General features: G+C 41.2%; 7 protein-coding genes. 6 read left to right on the plus strand and 1 reads right to left on the minus strand.

All coding sequences use genetic code 11. The features are described from left to right. The first annotated feature begins 95 nt into the window (after nt 1-95). A complete protein-coding gene (locus ACTHN6_RS08975) occupies nt 96-1,400 on the plus strand; it encodes a CehA/McbA family metallohydrolase (RefSeq protein WP_440435414.1) in 1,305 nt (434 codons plus the stop codon). 5 nt (nt 1,401-1,405) lie between these two features. Here the strand turns inward: ACTHN6_RS08975 and ACTHN6_RS08980 are convergent, their stop codons facing one another. Beyond that, complete coding sequence (locus ACTHN6_RS08980) at nt 1,406-1,996, minus strand: RNA polymerase sigma factor (RefSeq protein WP_440435415.1); 591 nt, start codon at nt 1,994-1,996, stop codon at nt 1,406-1,408. Between the two features lie 550 nt (nt 1,997-2,546). Between ACTHN6_RS08980 and ACTHN6_RS08985 the strand changes: the two genes are divergently transcribed. From ACTHN6_RS08985 to ACTHN6_RS09005, 5 genes are all read left to right on the plus strand, one after another. Continuing rightward, nucleotides 2,547-6,023, plus strand: coding sequence for a SusC/RagA family TonB-linked outer membrane protein (locus tag ACTHN6_RS08985; RefSeq protein ID WP_440435416.1), 3,477 nt, complete (start codon nt 2,547-2,549; stop codon nt 6,021-6,023). Between the two features lie 29 nt (nt 6,024-6,052). Further along, the gene (locus tag ACTHN6_RS08990; protein WP_440435417.1) at nt 6,053-7,711 is read left to right on the plus strand and encodes a SusD/RagB family nutrient-binding outer membrane lipoprotein; all 1,659 of its coding nucleotides are present in this window, start codon (nt 6,053-6,055) and stop codon (nt 7,709-7,711) included. Nucleotides 7,712-8,068: 357 nt separating this feature from the next. Then, nucleotides 8,069-10,282: a hypothetical protein gene (locus tag ACTHN6_RS08995; protein WP_440435418.1), complete on the plus strand. Its 2,214-nt coding sequence runs from the start codon at nt 8,069-8,071 to the stop codon at nt 10,280-10,282. Nucleotides 10,283-10,361: 79 nt separating this feature from the next. Further along, a complete protein-coding gene (locus ACTHN6_RS09000; RefSeq protein ID WP_440435419.1) occupies nt 10,362-12,140 on the plus strand; it encodes a fibronectin type III domain-containing protein in 1,779 nt (592 codons plus the stop codon). 93 nt (nt 12,141-12,233) lie between these two features. Beyond that, the gene (locus ACTHN6_RS09005; protein ID WP_440435420.1) at nt 12,234-15,275 is read left to right on the plus strand and encodes a PVC-type heme-binding CxxCH protein; all 3,042 of its coding nucleotides are present in this window, start codon (nt 12,234-12,236) and stop codon (nt 15,273-15,275) included. The last annotated feature ends 215 nt before the right edge of the window (nt 15,276-15,490 follow it).

A 15,490-nucleotide genomic window follows, 5' to 3' on the forward strand; every position in this document is an offset into this window, starting at 1 on the left:
TTCCGGATACTATAAAAAGAAAATTTTTTTAAGGCAATAATAGATGGTATCAAAATTTATTCTGCGTCTCTTGATAAATGATAAAAACCTAACGCATGACGATTACAGAAAAATACAGGTACGCTTTTTTGTTTTGCTTTTTCTTGCTTGCCAAAATGCTTAATGCGCAAACCAATAAGATTGCAGGTAAATACAATATATATACAGGCAACACACATGCACACACAAGTTATACATGGTCTCATGGTGAACAGATAGAAAAAAACAATTGTAAAGGAATTGCAGTTTTTGATAAAGACAGCACCGATGATGCTATAGACACATGGAAGGCTGGCTACGTAAAAATTGAGGCATGCCCTGCTATTATCATTATAAAATCAAGCCAATATCCGGGGCCTGGCCTTTCATTAAAAGCCGGCTGGCAAAAATACCAGGGAGATCCTGTTGTACATTATAAAGTGGCGAAAGAAAACAGTTATGATTTTTATGTAACAACAGATCATTCACAGGAATATATTTTTAATCCACCGGATAGTTTAAATAAAGCATGGATAAGTACCGCGAAAAGCGCTGAAGCTGCTACCAACAAAGATTTCGTTGCCATAAGAGGCTATGAGCATTCGGAAAATGATGGACCCAACGGCCAGGGGCATATCAATGTTATCAATACAGCAACATACCTTAATGCATTAAAACCAGGTATTGATCTTAAATACTTATATAATTGGCTTAAAACTGTAAAACCAAACGGAGAAGGTCCGGTGGTAGCAAGCTTTAATCATCCCGGGCCTGAACAATATAACAACTGGGCATACCGGGACGATTCCATAACCAATATTATTACCATGTTGGAAGTAATCAATTCAAATAATAAAATTCATTATGAAGGTTTCATAAATGCTTTGGATAAAGGATGGAAAGTCTCGCCTGTTTGCGGTAATGATAATCATGGTTTAACCGGCATAGCAAATCATACTTCGAGAACATTTGTGCTGGCAGAGAATAAAACGAAAGCGGCCATTCTTGATGCAATGAAAAACAGGCGAACATATGCATCGCTTGAAAAAAATATTCAATGCAGTTATACGGTTAATGATAACATTATGGGCTCTACAATTCCTTCTGCAAAAACCTATCGTTTTAAAATCAATATTAACGATCCCGATATAAATGATGCTTCAGATAAAATTACAAAACTTGATATTATTACAGACAGCGGCAAAATAGCAAAAACCTATACTACCAAAGGGGAATATACGGTTACCTGGAATGTAAGCCTGCCAGATGAAGGATCGACATATTATTTTGTACGGGTTTGGAATGCCGGCGGTGGCGATGCAAAAAATGCCGATGCAAAAAAACCTGTTGCCTGGCTGGCGCCGGTATGGATAAACCGATAATACAGCTATTTAAAACAAAAGGCTGTAATCATTAGTGCAATCTTAACAACGGACATATCTTTCAATTCTATCCTTAGTGTTTTAAAAGCTATTTGTAAAAGATTGGAAACAGTTTGTGGCTTGTTACCCATAATTTCGGCAATTTCATCACGGTTCAATCCCACAAAAAATTTAAGGTATATTACTTCTTTTTGCCGCTCGGGCAGGGCTTCAATTAATTCTTTTAATTTATAGGCCAGTAGCTTATCGTTTTCGTTGTAAATTATTCTTTCTTCAATTGATAATTCGAAATCAAAGTTGCCGGGTACTTCCCCTGCCTGCAATATTTTCTTTTCAGATTGTATCTTTCTGTGTAAGGATCTTCTGAAAGAGGCTATAAGGTATGCTTTAGGATTTACATCCTGGCTAAGATTATGCCGCCTGGTCCATAGGCCAATGAATAATTCCTGAATACAATCCTTTATAAGCTCTTTATCTCCTGCGTACTTTGAACCATAGTTGAAAAGAACTTCGTAATAAGTTTTCATTAATTCTTCAAATGAAAATTTATCACCACTTAAGAACGATTGCCAGATATTTATGTCAGTATGTGCCAAACGCCGTCAATGTATTTATATCATCGCAAATTAGCCTTTTAATAAATATAGCGCACTATCAACCACCTTCTCCATAACTATTATAAAAAGATAAGGGCGGCCGTAAACTATTAATAACAGAAAAAAAATATGCCTTGCATGATGCCGCAGCTATCTTAAATAATTTTAAACATGCTTATGGGTTTAATAAATATGTTATAAATTATATGCGACTGCCCGTCTTTAGCTGTTAATTTCTTTTGATAGTGCCGTTGAATTCATCAAACAGTTTAATGTGAATTAAAGCAGCATAACCCAAAGCTTTCAAAACCGGTTATGCAGTACATGTTAAGCCCGGGACGGGCGGCTGAATTCCACCCTCAAATTAACATGATAAGATGGTACAATGATTTGGTAACAATCAATATAAAGTTAACAGGCATATAATCTATTTTCGTTTGGGATTTAGAGCCTTAGCTTTTACTTTGATTTAAACAATTGCCGAAATTACCAACGCTGTTTTATTAGCTCTCTGTTAATTAAAAATTCTACAAACTAAAAATGCTTAACGATGAAATCTTTCCCTTTGCATCAATTTTTTAAAAATGACCGCATCCTGTTTAAGTTAAGATGTATTTCCCTCCTTATCATGGTTGCGCTTATTTATATTCCCCTGGAAGGTTTTTCTTATAGTGGGAATTACAGGTTTAAGACCGGCAAAACCATGAGACCGCCTGCAGAAAAGAAAACGAAATTGGAGGTAAATGATGTGAGAATAACCGGAACGGTAAAAGACGAAAAAGGTAACCCTTTAGAAGGCGTATCGGTATCTGTAGTGGGGCAAACGTCAGGCGTAAGCACAGATAATTTAGGAAACTTTTCAATATCGGTACCGCCTTCTGCTGAATTAAGGTTTAGCTATGTAGGATATAAACCTTTTACCGTAAAGGTGGGCGACCAACTGCATCTCGACATTACATTAAGCCCTGAAGTTTCTTCTTTAGATGATGTAGTAGTGACCGCCCTTGGCATTTCAAGGCAGAAAAGATCGTTAGGCTATTCCGTGAGCGATATTAATTCCGAAGACCTGGTTAAAGCAGCTAATCCAAACGTGCTGAAATCCCTGGATGGTAAGGTAAGCGGTGTAAACCTTACTAACCTTAGCAGCGACCCTACTTCCTCCGTAATGGTAAATATTCGTGGCACAACAACAATGCCTTCAATAAGCAGCGGCGCTGACGTATCTTCCAGGTCGCAACCGCTGTATGTGATTGACGGGATACCGGTAGGCACTCAAACATTTACGTCGAAAGACGGGGTTGATTTTGGAAATATTCTTTCTCAATTAAATCCTGAAGACATCGCTTCTGTTTCCATTCTTAAAGGAGGTAGCGCAGGCGCACTTTATGGCGCACAGGGCGGTAATGGCGTAGTGATGATTACTACAAAGTCTGGAAGAGGCGGCCAAAAAGGGCTTGGAGTATCATATAATCTCTCTGCGCTTGCAGACCAGCCTTACCAGTTTATAGCTGAACAAATGCAATACGGGCAGGGCGAACGGATTTACGAATGGCAATATGATAATACCGATACATGGGGGCCTCCTACCGATGGGTCATTTACAGCAGATTACTGGGATGTAAAAGCGCAGCAATGGGCAAACGGCCCGCAAATATCCTCCAATGAAGACCGGGTGAAAGCCTACCTTCGAACAGGAAACACGATTACCAACAGTATAAGCGTTTTTGGTAATTACACTAAAGGATCATTTCGCTTTTCAATGTCCAACATGGGGAACGAGGGCGTGATGCCGAATACAAAAACCAATCAAAAATCGTTTAACCTCAATACAGAGTACAGAATAACCAACAATGTAAGAATTTCGGTAAGCGCCAACTATTTTCATACTTATTCGCCAAATAAACAAAACAGCGTAGGATCAAACAGCGTATTAAACTCTTTGCTTTTTAATTTTCCCAATAACCTGCAGCCACTTTCAGAAATGCACAATTACTGGCTCACAGGGTTTGAGGGAAGTTTGCAAAATGGCTCCATTATGGATATTGATGGAGGCGTGGCAAACGACAACCCCTGGTTTACCACTTACGAATATCTGCACCGTTTTACAAGGGATAATTATTTTGGTAAAGTGCAATTAGACTGGCAAATGGGAAAAGCTTTTTCGCTGTTATTACGCACCGGCATGGATAATGTAAAAGAGAACTATGAACTCAGGAAATCATGGGGATCGAGAAGCGATAAATACGGGCAATTTGTTCAGGGCAGCAACGCTAACCTGCAAACAAGTTCCGATGTTATTTTAACCTATAGCAATAATTTCAAAAAATTCTCTTTATCAGCTTCTGTGGGAGGCAATTATGCTTACTCAAATACTTCCAGCATGGAAGCAACAGCCGGCGATCTCAGCACCCCTGCCCTGTTTACGCTTGCCAATGCAGCACCCGGCACTTTGTCTATTACCAGCGGCGCCAATGCACCGTATAATATAACCCAGGGATTTAGTGCTTACGCGCTTGCTACTGTAGGATATAACAACCAGTTGTTTTTAGATGTTACCGGCAGGGAAGATTTTAATGGCGCTTATGCAGAGCAAAAAATCAATTATTTCTACCCGTCAGCATCGCTTAGCTGGATAGCCTCCGAAACATTTAAGTTACCCGAAATTTTTAATCTTTTGAAAGGCAGGCTGGCCGTGGCAGATGTGGGAAATGGATTATTAAAACAAAGGTCTGTAGATACCTATTCCTTTGAAACGAGTGATTGGGGCGCAGCAAAAACGGTGGTGCTGAATGCAGCCCTGGTGGACCCGGATATAAAACCCCAGCATTCTATTACAACGGAGCTGGGAGCAGATATCTGGATGCTTAAAAACCGTATAAAATTTGATTTTACTTATTTCGAAAAAGTACAAAAAAACCAGCTTGATAATATTCCATTGGTACCGGGAACGGGTTATACCGGGCTGCTAACCAATATTGGTAATGTTACAAGCAAGGGTTACGAATGGGGCTTAACTGTAACACCTGTAAGATCTAAAAACTGGAACTGGGACGTTTCCGCCAGCTTTACACATTACAAAGCCACCATTACAAAGCTGTCAGACAAGTTTGCCCCTAACGGATACATCTTCGCCAATTATGATGGCAAAACAGTTGTGAAGATTGCCAAAGGCGAGGAAATCGGAAATATTTATGAACAAAATGCCATACTGAGGGTGAAAACCGGTAAATATAAAGGCATGCCTTTATTGGACGGAGAAGGGGGTGAATTTCAAAACAGTCCCGATAATGCCGACCGCAGGCAGTTAGCCAATTTCAACCCGGATTTTATATTGGGCCTTAATACAACTTTAAGGTACAAACGGTTTTCAATTAACATAGTGGGCAGTCTTCGTAAAGGAGGACAATATATTTCTGTAAACCAACAATACCTTGAATCAAACGGAAGGGTGAAAACAACCTTTGGCACAAAAGGAACCAATAATCCCTACTGGGAAGGCGGGCGTGATGCATCATTGGGTGGCCTGCCCTGGCCTGCCGCAGGATCGAGCCAATACGAGGCTATTAATAATAACAATGACGGGCAGCGCACAGACGAAGTAGATGACGCCAGTTATGCAAAAGGCGTATTCGTTAATCCAGATTATACCGGCGACCCGGCCGATGCCAAGGATGAAGATTATATTGTTAATGGTGCAGATAAGAACAACACTTTTTATCAATATCCCTATAACAGTTACGGGGATGTGATCTGGAATTTTTCTTCTACCCGCACTTATGATGCAACGAACTTTAAACTAAGGGAAATTTCAATTGCTTATACCCTGCCTGATAAACTAATCAGCAAGTATAAGATGAATAACTTAACACTTTCATTAATTGGAAGAAATATTTTCCAGTGGAATAAGTCAGGCCGGCATGAAGATCCCGAATCGGCATTTAGCGGGGTGGGCACTAATCAGGGAATTCTTCGTGCCACATTGCCAAGTATCCGCTCTTATGGAATAAAACTCGGCGTTAATTTTTAATCTGCGGTGTTAATCATAAAAATTACATTATGAAATCATTTTCAATAAAAGTTCTTGCAATTGTTTTAATGGCTTCAGTTGCTTCCTGCAGTAAAGATGCATTGAGGACTTCCGACAGCCTGCAACAATTAGATGCTGTGGAAGATGTTAATGATGCTTATCTCCTGTCATCTGTAATTAAACAAACTGCTCTTTTTTACCAGAATATGGGCTACGAAGCCAGCAGGCTCCCCGGCGCTGTTCAGTATATTGAAAGAAATTACCAGGGCAGCGACAACTACTACTCCGGCTTTAAACAGCCATTGGATGATATGTATGCTGCTATGAATATCCTGAAGCTGGTTGACGGGGCCATCGGGCTGGCAGACAAACGGGGATCGATGGTGCATAAAGGGATTTTTACCACATTCAGGGTGCTGTTGTTTTCTTTTATGACTGACTATTATGGCGACGTTTACTACTCACAGGCGCTTAAAGCGCGGGAAGGGATTTTATATCCAAAATATGATAAACAGGCAGATATTTATACAGGCCTGCTCAAAGAGCTTGATGATGCCAATACCATGATAGCGAATGGTACTGAGGCTATTTCCTCCACTTATGACCTTGTGTTTAAGGGAAATAAATTGCAATGGCAGGAATTTGCCAATTCACTTAAGATCCGCTTATTAATGCGGGCTTCCAATAAAATACCCGATGCAGGGCAGCAAATTGCAGCCATTATACAAAATGCTTCCGCTACGCCTGTTTTTACTACTGCAGATGATAATGTATCTATTTCCTATATTGGCACAACTGCGGAAAACTCCTGGCAGGGAGGTACTTTAAATGATAATGGCGGTACTGAGTTTGACAGGAGAAGGCCTTGCAAAACACTTGTAGATAAATTAACGGAATTAAACGACCCCCGGTTAAAAGTTTGGATTGCGCCTGTTGAAAATCCATGGACAAGTAATCCTGCACTTAACGGCGTTACGGTTAATACAACAGATCCAAATGGTTTTACCTATACTTCCACCTGGGAGCTGATAGATCGTTCCAATCCTGAAATGGCGCAATACTTAACACCCGATATTTTGCTGGATTCCAACAAACTATATGTGGGTTTTGTTGCCGGTATGCCGGGAGACTGGAAAAATGGCAACGCCCACTGGAACACTGCCCTCGGCGGCGCGTATGGTAATTTTAAAGTATCTAAATTCTCCCAGTTGTTCAGGCAAAACAGCCACCCGCTGTTAAAAGCCATGATAATGAACAGCGATGAGTTGCAGTTTATTCTGGCAGAAGCGGCTGCAAAAGGCATGATAACAGGAAGTGCAGATACTTATTATCGCAACGGAATTCGATTTTCCATGGAGCGGTGGGGAATATCAGAAGCGGATATAAATACTTACCTGGCTCAGCCAAGTATTGCTTTACCGGCAGACCAGGCTGGCAAACTCGCCAAAATTGCCGATCAAAAATGGCTTGGGTTATTTTTTGTATCTGCGGAAACTTATCTTGATATCAGGCGCACCAAACTACCTGATATATTTAAAAACGGCTATTTAAGCGGTTACGAGTTTCCTTTGCGTTACCGTTATCCCGCAAATGAATTAGGGCAAAACGTAGATGCATATAATGAAGGCGTTGCCGGTTTATCGCCCCAGGTTGACGATCAGTATTCAAAAATGTGGCTGCTGCAATAGTATTATTAAACAAGCAATGCGAATCGTTTTCTTAACGCAATCCGCATTGCTTATTCTATAATCATTATGCTAAAAATATATTCTTAAAGCCGCTGCCTCCGGTAGCGCTGTAAGCTTTTTTGGCTTGCTTTATTCAAAACCGCAGGGAATTTAAAAAAGATAAGCAGCTTCCCTTTATTCGGGTGTGCTCAGCAGACGGGTTTAATTATATTAAACAACCTTTTTCGCAGCGCATTATAATTCTCAATTAAAAAGCCACTGCCTGGTATTACCTGAAATAATCAACCAGGTTTAAAAGCTGAAAACAAGGTATTAAGCCCTGAACGCCCGGCATTAAAAAATTAAACTAAATCAGTAATGATGTATCGAAAAAATCAACAGGCTATTTTTCTTTTCATTTCTTTTATTCTAACATCATTTTTATCAAAAAGCCAGGCTACGCAATACGCTGATAATGTTTTTTTGCAAGACTATAGCATCAAATTCCTGAATACAGATAACGATGCAAAATTGCTGAAAGTTGTTTCAGACAGAAACGGTTACATCCAGGTACTATCGTCAAAAGGATTACTGCGTACACGCGCCGGCCAGTTACTTTTTCCCGGAACACTTGTAACTGATGAACAGGACAAGCAAACTTCTGATAAAAAAATCGCAGGCATCGGGACTTACCGCGACCAGTTGGTTTACATAGATACGCAGGCGTTATTAAGCAATGCCTGGGCAGCAAAGTTATTCTCAAAGCATGCCACGCCCGGCGCCAAAATTTTTGCCGGGGGTAAAGATTTTACTTTTCTTATTTCGGATGGTAAAAACCTGGCGCTACTGAAAGATTCTAAAAATTTATGGGCAGGTAATCTTCCAGGCGAAGCGATAAAAGACATCAGGTTTGACACAGCAAATAATATCTTCTGGATCCTGGGCAATGAATCCATCAGCAATTTTTCTCCCGCAAATAAAACGCTGACGAAAGTAGTCAGCGGAAATAATCTTACCTGTATTGAACCCGCCAATGAAAAACTGTTCGTAGGCACAACTGACGGTTATTTTGAAATTGATGCAAAAACAAAAAAACAAACCGGCACTATTCATACAAAAATGCCCTGGCCCGATTTGACCACTATCAGCAATGTTGATGGTACGCTCTGGTTTGGCTCAACATGGGGCGCCATGCAATTGCGCAAAGATGGAAAGTTCAATTATTACGCATCCAAACGCTGGCTGCCTTCTGATACGGTGATCAGCATTGCAAAAGGCCCTGACAATTCCGTACTTGTATTAACTACTAAAGGACTGGGTCAAATTTATTTTAAAGAAATGTCTTTGCATGATAAAGCGATGTTTTATGAAAAACAGGTACGAAACCGGCATATCCGGCTTGGTTTTAATGCCACCGTTTCAAATATGAAGGATGGTGATGTAACCACCGGGAGCATGGAAGATTCGGATAATGATGGTTTATGGACTTCCATGTACCTGGCCGGCGAAACATTTCGATATGCCGTTACCCAATCACCTGATGCATTGCAAAATGTACGGGAATCGCTGGATGCGATTGAACGCCTCTATACTATTAATCCTGTTCCGGGATTTCCATCAAGGTCGTTTGAAAGGCGCGGTTATAAATATCATGATCCGGCCTGGCGCAGGGCCGATGACCCCGAGTGGGACTGGAAATCAACCACCAGCAGCGATGAAGCCATCGGTCACATTTTTGCCCTGGGTGCAATTGCAGAACTGGTGCATGAAAATGACATCCGTAATAAAGCTATTATGTTGATCGATACACTGATGTCAACTATTGTCAAAAATGATTTTTATATGATAGACTGGGACGGCAAACCAACCCGGTGGGGCAGGTGGCATCCTGATTATGTAAATGCCCGCCCGGAAAATGTGGGCGACCGTAAGATCAATTCATCCAACATTATTGCCATGCTGCAAACAGCCTATTATTTCACTAAAAAAGAGAAGTACAAACAAGCCGCTTTTTACCTGTTGAACGAAAAGGGATATTTGAAAAACCTGATGCGGCCAATGGCAGAAATTGGCCATGCGCCGGATGATGCCGATGAATTGAGCAAGGAATTATCTGATGGCTGGAACCATTCCGATGACGAAATGTATTACTGTGGTTACTGGGGATTGTATCGCTATGCACTAAATGATACGCTAAAAGCCGATTTCAAAAAAGCTATCATTGATCACTGGCAGCGTGAACGCCCGGAGAAAGAAGGCTTGTGGAATATCATGACAGCATTAACCGGAACAAAAGATTTTGATCTGAATGAAGCTATCTGGTACCTGCAGAATTATCCCCTCGATTTAGTAAACTGGACCGTTAAGAACAGCCAGCGAAAAGACATCGAATTGGTGGCCCCCAACTTCAGGAAGCAAACCACTACGGAAGTTTTGCCACCGGATGAGCTGGGCATCAGCCGTCATAATTCCAATAGGTTTGACCTGGACGATGGCGATGGAGGCAGGTCTGAATATAGCGCAGGCGATATCTGGCTGCTACCTTATTGGATAGGCCGGTACCTTGGAGTGATCAGTGCACCGGTAAAATAGAGGGAACGTGTATTCATTCACAACTGAACGACATAGTTTGCTCACATAACACTGGGTAAATCATAAAAAATAATATCAATTGGCAAGTAAATTTTCAAAGCTTTTAAATATTCTGATTCTGTTTGTTGTAATAACATTCAATTCCTGTGCTGATAAAAATACCGGGGAACAAACAGTAAAGGATGTGATGGATGAAACCGTTACCAAACTCTACAAAACCATGACTGAAAAACAATTGGATTCACTGACCAATGACCAGGTTATGGCTTTGTTTAATGACAATGAAAAAGAGGTGTTGGCAACCAGGCACTGGATGTTCGATGTGAATGTGCCGGTTGTAGTGTCTGTTATGAGAAGCACACAACAAAAAACGGTGCCGTTTTGGTTGGCTCCCACCGGGTTTGTAAAGACCAGCAAAACCATGAAAAATGAAGAGGTTACGTATGAGGTGTGGCAGAAAAATTTTGATAAAGGTCATATAGGTTTGGGCGTAAATGGTTTCGAAGATTATATGCTGCATTATTTTGTTTCAGTGGCCCCTCAAAATAAAAATGATCAACTTGAATTAAGTAATTTCTTCCCGGCAGACCAATATGTAGAAATACTTCAGGATAGTGCATTTACTTACCACGACTGGACGGAACTGGTGTTGATAAATGTGCCGGGCGATATGAAAGGCCAAAAGCTGCTAACAACGATCAGGGGAAGGGGAACAGAATCGCATTTGATCGGGGCATTTCGTAAAACAGCGTATCCCTCTTCTTCTACGCCTGACCAGGTTATGCTGACCTGGAGTGATGATCCCGCAACCAGCATTGATGTCCAGTGGAGAACAGATACTACCGTTGATACAGGAAAAATCAACTACCGGGAAAAAGGTTCAGATACAGTGCAGTCGGTTGCTGCAGAAAAATACAGGATGGAAGATCGTGATCTTATGAATGACAGGTTTATTAACCGTTTTACAGCTAAATTAAAAAACTTAAAGCCAGGTACAACCTACGAATATCAGATTCCGCCACAAACCAACTGGAACGAAAAATATACGTTTTCAACCCCGGCACAGGATAGTTCATTTTCTTTTGTCTGGACTGGTGACACGCACCACTCTCCCACAATAACTAAGCTTTATAATCTTGCTGATCAATCTCATCCTGATGCAGCATTTTATTCCATAGCCGGCGACATGGTTAGCGAAGGCTTGCATCGCGATCAATGGGATGACCTTTTTCAATTCAGTAAAGATGTTATTTGCAGGAAGCCTTTGATGGCGGTAATTGGTAACCATGACACCCACCAGGGATTAGGCGCGTGGATGTACCGCGATCTGTTCAGCTATCCCAAAAATGCACCGGCTGGTGTTCAACCTGAACATACGTATTCGTTCAGGTATAAAAATGCCTTGTTCCTGATGATTGAATCTACAGCTCCGATAGATTCACAAAAAGCATGGATAGAAGATCAGCTTGCTAAAACCGATGCCACCTGGAAGTTTGCCATGTTCCATTTTGCGCCCTACAACTGGGATGAACCTTACCCTGATATACAGGCAGCATGGATACCGCTCTTCGACAAATATCATGTTGATATGGTAATGAATGGTCATATCCATTACTATATGCGCACCAAGCCCATGAAGGGAGGAAAAGTTGTTGGTTCTTACAACGAAGGCACGGCTTATGTGGAGTCTGTAGCCATTCCAACAAAACCCGAAACCCATCCTGAAGAGCCGTATGCAGTGCTGAGAAATTTTAACGGAGACCTCTATCAGTATGTAAAAATTGAAGGAAACACATTAAGCTTTACGGCAACAAATGCTGACAATAAAGTGATTGATTCATTTACAATTAAAAAATAGAAGAAGAAAAGAAAGGAAGGGATCAGCTTACCCGGATGGTGTAACAGGCAATGAAACGAATGTGAAATAATGCTTCGAAAAATATATTTTTTGATGATGAAGAATAAATTCAATAATTGTATTGGATGGCCCGCATGGCTGCTTGTATTAATTACGGCAGGCTGCGGGCATCAGCCCTCCTCTCCTTCCGGCGAAGCTGCCGAAAAAGCACTTTCTACATTTAAACTGCCAGCCGGATTTAAGATTGAATTAGTGGCCGCCGAGCCTATGGTCTCTGATCCAGTTGATATGACTATAGATGAAGAAGGCCTCATGTATGTGGTGGAAATGCATGGTTACCCATTAAACGTGAGTAACTCCGGTAAAATAATTATGCTGAGCGATACGGATGGAGATGGAAAGATGGATACACGAACTGTATTTGCTGATACGCTTGTACTTCCTACCGGTGTGATGCGCTGGAAAAAAGGCATTATTGTAACGGATCCTCCAAATGTGTATTACCTGGAAGATACAAACGGTGATGGCAAGGCTGACATAAGAAAGGTGATGCTTACGGGGTTTGCTTTAACGAACCCGCAATATCTTGTTAATCGTCCCTTATATGGCTTAGACAATTGGATTTATCTCGCACATGAAGGCGTTGAAGAATCAAACACTTATCAAAAAATATTCGGAGATAAGGGCAGAGATATTTTTTTCCCCGACGATCCTAACGGCGCCCGCTTGCCGGTAAACGCACAGGGACGTATTGTGCGCTTTAAGCCTGATATGCATGCACTGGAAGAAACTTCAGGTTCCACCCAGTTCGGGCAAAGTTTTGATGATTGGGGGCATCATTTCCTGGTATATAATGCCAATCATATTTATCAGGAAGTAATAGCAAACCGTTATCTCAAACGCAATCCCGATCAAATTGTTGGCGATGCTACGGAATCTCTTTCTGATCACGGAGATGCCTGCGATGTGTTTCCGGTTACCAAAAATCCGGAACATCAATTGCTGACTGATGTGGGTGTGATTACTTCCGCCTGCGGTATTACAACTTACCAGGGAGGTGCTTTCCCTGATAAGTTTAATCATGACATTACCTTTGTATGTGAACCTGTAAGTAACCTGGTGCACGCCGATCGCCTAAAAGATAAAGGCGCTTCTTTTACTGCAAGCCGGATTTTTGAACACCAGGAGTTTTTGGCTTCTACCGATGCATGGTTTCGGCCTGTAAACATGTACATCGGCCCGGACGGAGCGTTGTATGTAGTGGATTATTACAGGGAAATTATTGAACATCCGGAATGGATGTCGAAATCTGATATAGAATCCGGTAAACTTTATAATGGCCGTGATAAAGGCCGCATCTATCGTATAAGCGCAACAGACGCAGCTCCTGCGAGTTGGACTTCTCATCTAAACCTGAACGATTCTTCCGATATACAATTAGTTGAAAAACTTTCCAGCCCTAATATCTGGTGGAGGCGCAATGCGCAACGATTATTGATAGATAGAAATCATGACATGGTGGTTCCTTATTTGGTTAAGATGGCGCAAAACACAAAATCTTTAGGCCGCTTACACGCGTTGTGGACATTAGAGGGCATGAATAAATTAACGCCGGAATTAATTGCGAAGGCATTGCAGGACCCGGAACCCGGTGTACGTGAAAATGCAATTCAGTTGGCGGAACTTCATCTTCATACATCGCCTGAACTGGCGCCTGAATTGATTGCTTTAAAGTCAGATACTAATGATAAAGTGAGATACCAGTTATTGTGCACGCTGGGTTATTTAAACACCCCGGAAGCAGGTGCGGCAAGGCAGGAACTTTTGTTTAAAGATATTAATGATAAATGGGTACAGGTAGCTGCATTAAGCGCTTCATCATCACAAAGTGATGCTATGCTGGAAGGTGTGCTAAAAAAATTCGATCCTGCAGTTCCTGCTTATGCTTCGCTGGTAACGCGTCTTGGAACTGTGATCGGGGCAAATAAGGATTTCAAAACAATACATTCATATTTACAGAGAGCCGTTGAACCAGCCGCCGGAGTAGCAATGACCTGGAAAGCACCTTTATTGGAAGGGCTTGCAGAAGGTCTTAAAAACAGAAGCTCAGTTCCTGATGGTTTAAAATCAGAGCGGAAATTATTGATTGATGTTTGCCTTCATCATCCTGATGTAAACATCAGAAGAAATGCCCGGATCATGCTGGAAAATATTGGGATTGCCGATAGTTCGCCGGAGCCCATTGTAATGCAGGAAGCTAAAAAAATTGCGGCTGATAAAAACATGTCACCGGATATAAGAACAGAGGCTGTTAATCTTATGGCACTTCAAAATCCTAAACAGGAAGCTGCATTTTTAGAAAGCTTAATTACACCGGATGCGCCAAGGGATATACAGGTGGCTGCCATACGTGCCTTAAGCAAAATTCCGGATACAACAGTTTCAACATTTATATTAAAAAACTGGGCATCCTTATTTCCCGGCATAAAAGAAGACGCGCTTAATACATTTATTACTGAACCTTTCTCCGTGCCCCGCATTTCCCTGTTGCTTCAAAACATTTCAAACGGAACAATAACAAAAGCGGAATTAGGCTGGCCTGTAACAGTGGTTCTTATGCGGGATATTCCGGATTCTCTTAAAGCATATGCCAGGACATTGTTATCAGGAAAGAAAGAAGACCGTAGCCTGGTAATAAAAGAATATCAAGTCGCACTTAAATTGAAAGGCGATGCCAACAAAGGAAAGGCGGTTTGCATAACCAATTGCCTGGCATGCCACCAGCTAAGGGGTAAAATGGGCACTGCTTTTGGCCCTGACCTTGGCACAGTTCAAAGCTGGAACCCGGAGAATATTATGATTAATATCCTGGATCCAAATCTTTCAATTTCTCATGGTTACGAATTATGGAACATAGTGTTGAATGATGGATCGATGCAGCAAGGGATTATAGTTTCGCAAACATCCAATGCTATTGTTGTGAACAAGCAGGGCGGTGTAAAAATAACCATTGCAAAAAAGGATATAAGATCACTCAAAACATTAGAGGTGTCACCTATGCTGAATGATTTTGAAAAAAAAATTGATAAGCAACAGATGGCTGATTTAATTGCTTTTATTAAGCAGGGAGAATAGATGACTTATAATAACGTAAGTGCAGGGATGAGAACTTAATAGTGAAGAGGTTTGCTAATTGAGCAGGAATTTGCATCGTAATGCCGGGGTAATGATTTTCATGAAATGTAGGCTGGCTGAATGTTAAGAGATTTCTCCTATCGTCGAAATGACGTTCAAAGAGGTGTATGTTTTGCAATCAGTTTTCCATTTCATAACATCTGCCTCTTTTATAC

Source organism: Parafilimonas sp. (genome assembly GCF_051953455.1).
In the GTDB taxonomy this organism is placed as follows: domain Bacteria; phylum Bacteroidota; class Bacteroidia; order Chitinophagales; family Chitinophagaceae; genus Parafilimonas.

Excerpts from the sequence above, each read along its gene's own strand:
- ACTHN6_RS08975 (WP_440435414.1), top strand. The coding sequence starts at position 96 with ATGACGATTACAGAAAAATACAGGTACGCTTTTTTGTTTTGCTTTTTC.
- ACTHN6_RS08985 (WP_440435416.1), top strand. The coding sequence starts at position 2,547 with ATGAAATCTTTCCCTTTGCATCAATTTTTTAAAAATGACCGCATCCTG.
- ACTHN6_RS08990 (WP_440435417.1), top strand. The coding sequence starts at position 6,053 with ATGAAATCATTTTCAATAAAAGTTCTTGCAATTGTTTTAATGGCTTCA.
- ACTHN6_RS08995 (WP_440435418.1), top strand. The coding sequence starts at position 8,069 with ATGATGTATCGAAAAAATCAACAGGCTATTTTTCTTTTCATTTCTTTT.
- ACTHN6_RS09005 (WP_440435420.1), top strand. The coding sequence starts at position 12,234 with ATGATGAAGAATAAATTCAATAATTGTATTGGATGGCCCGCATGGCTG.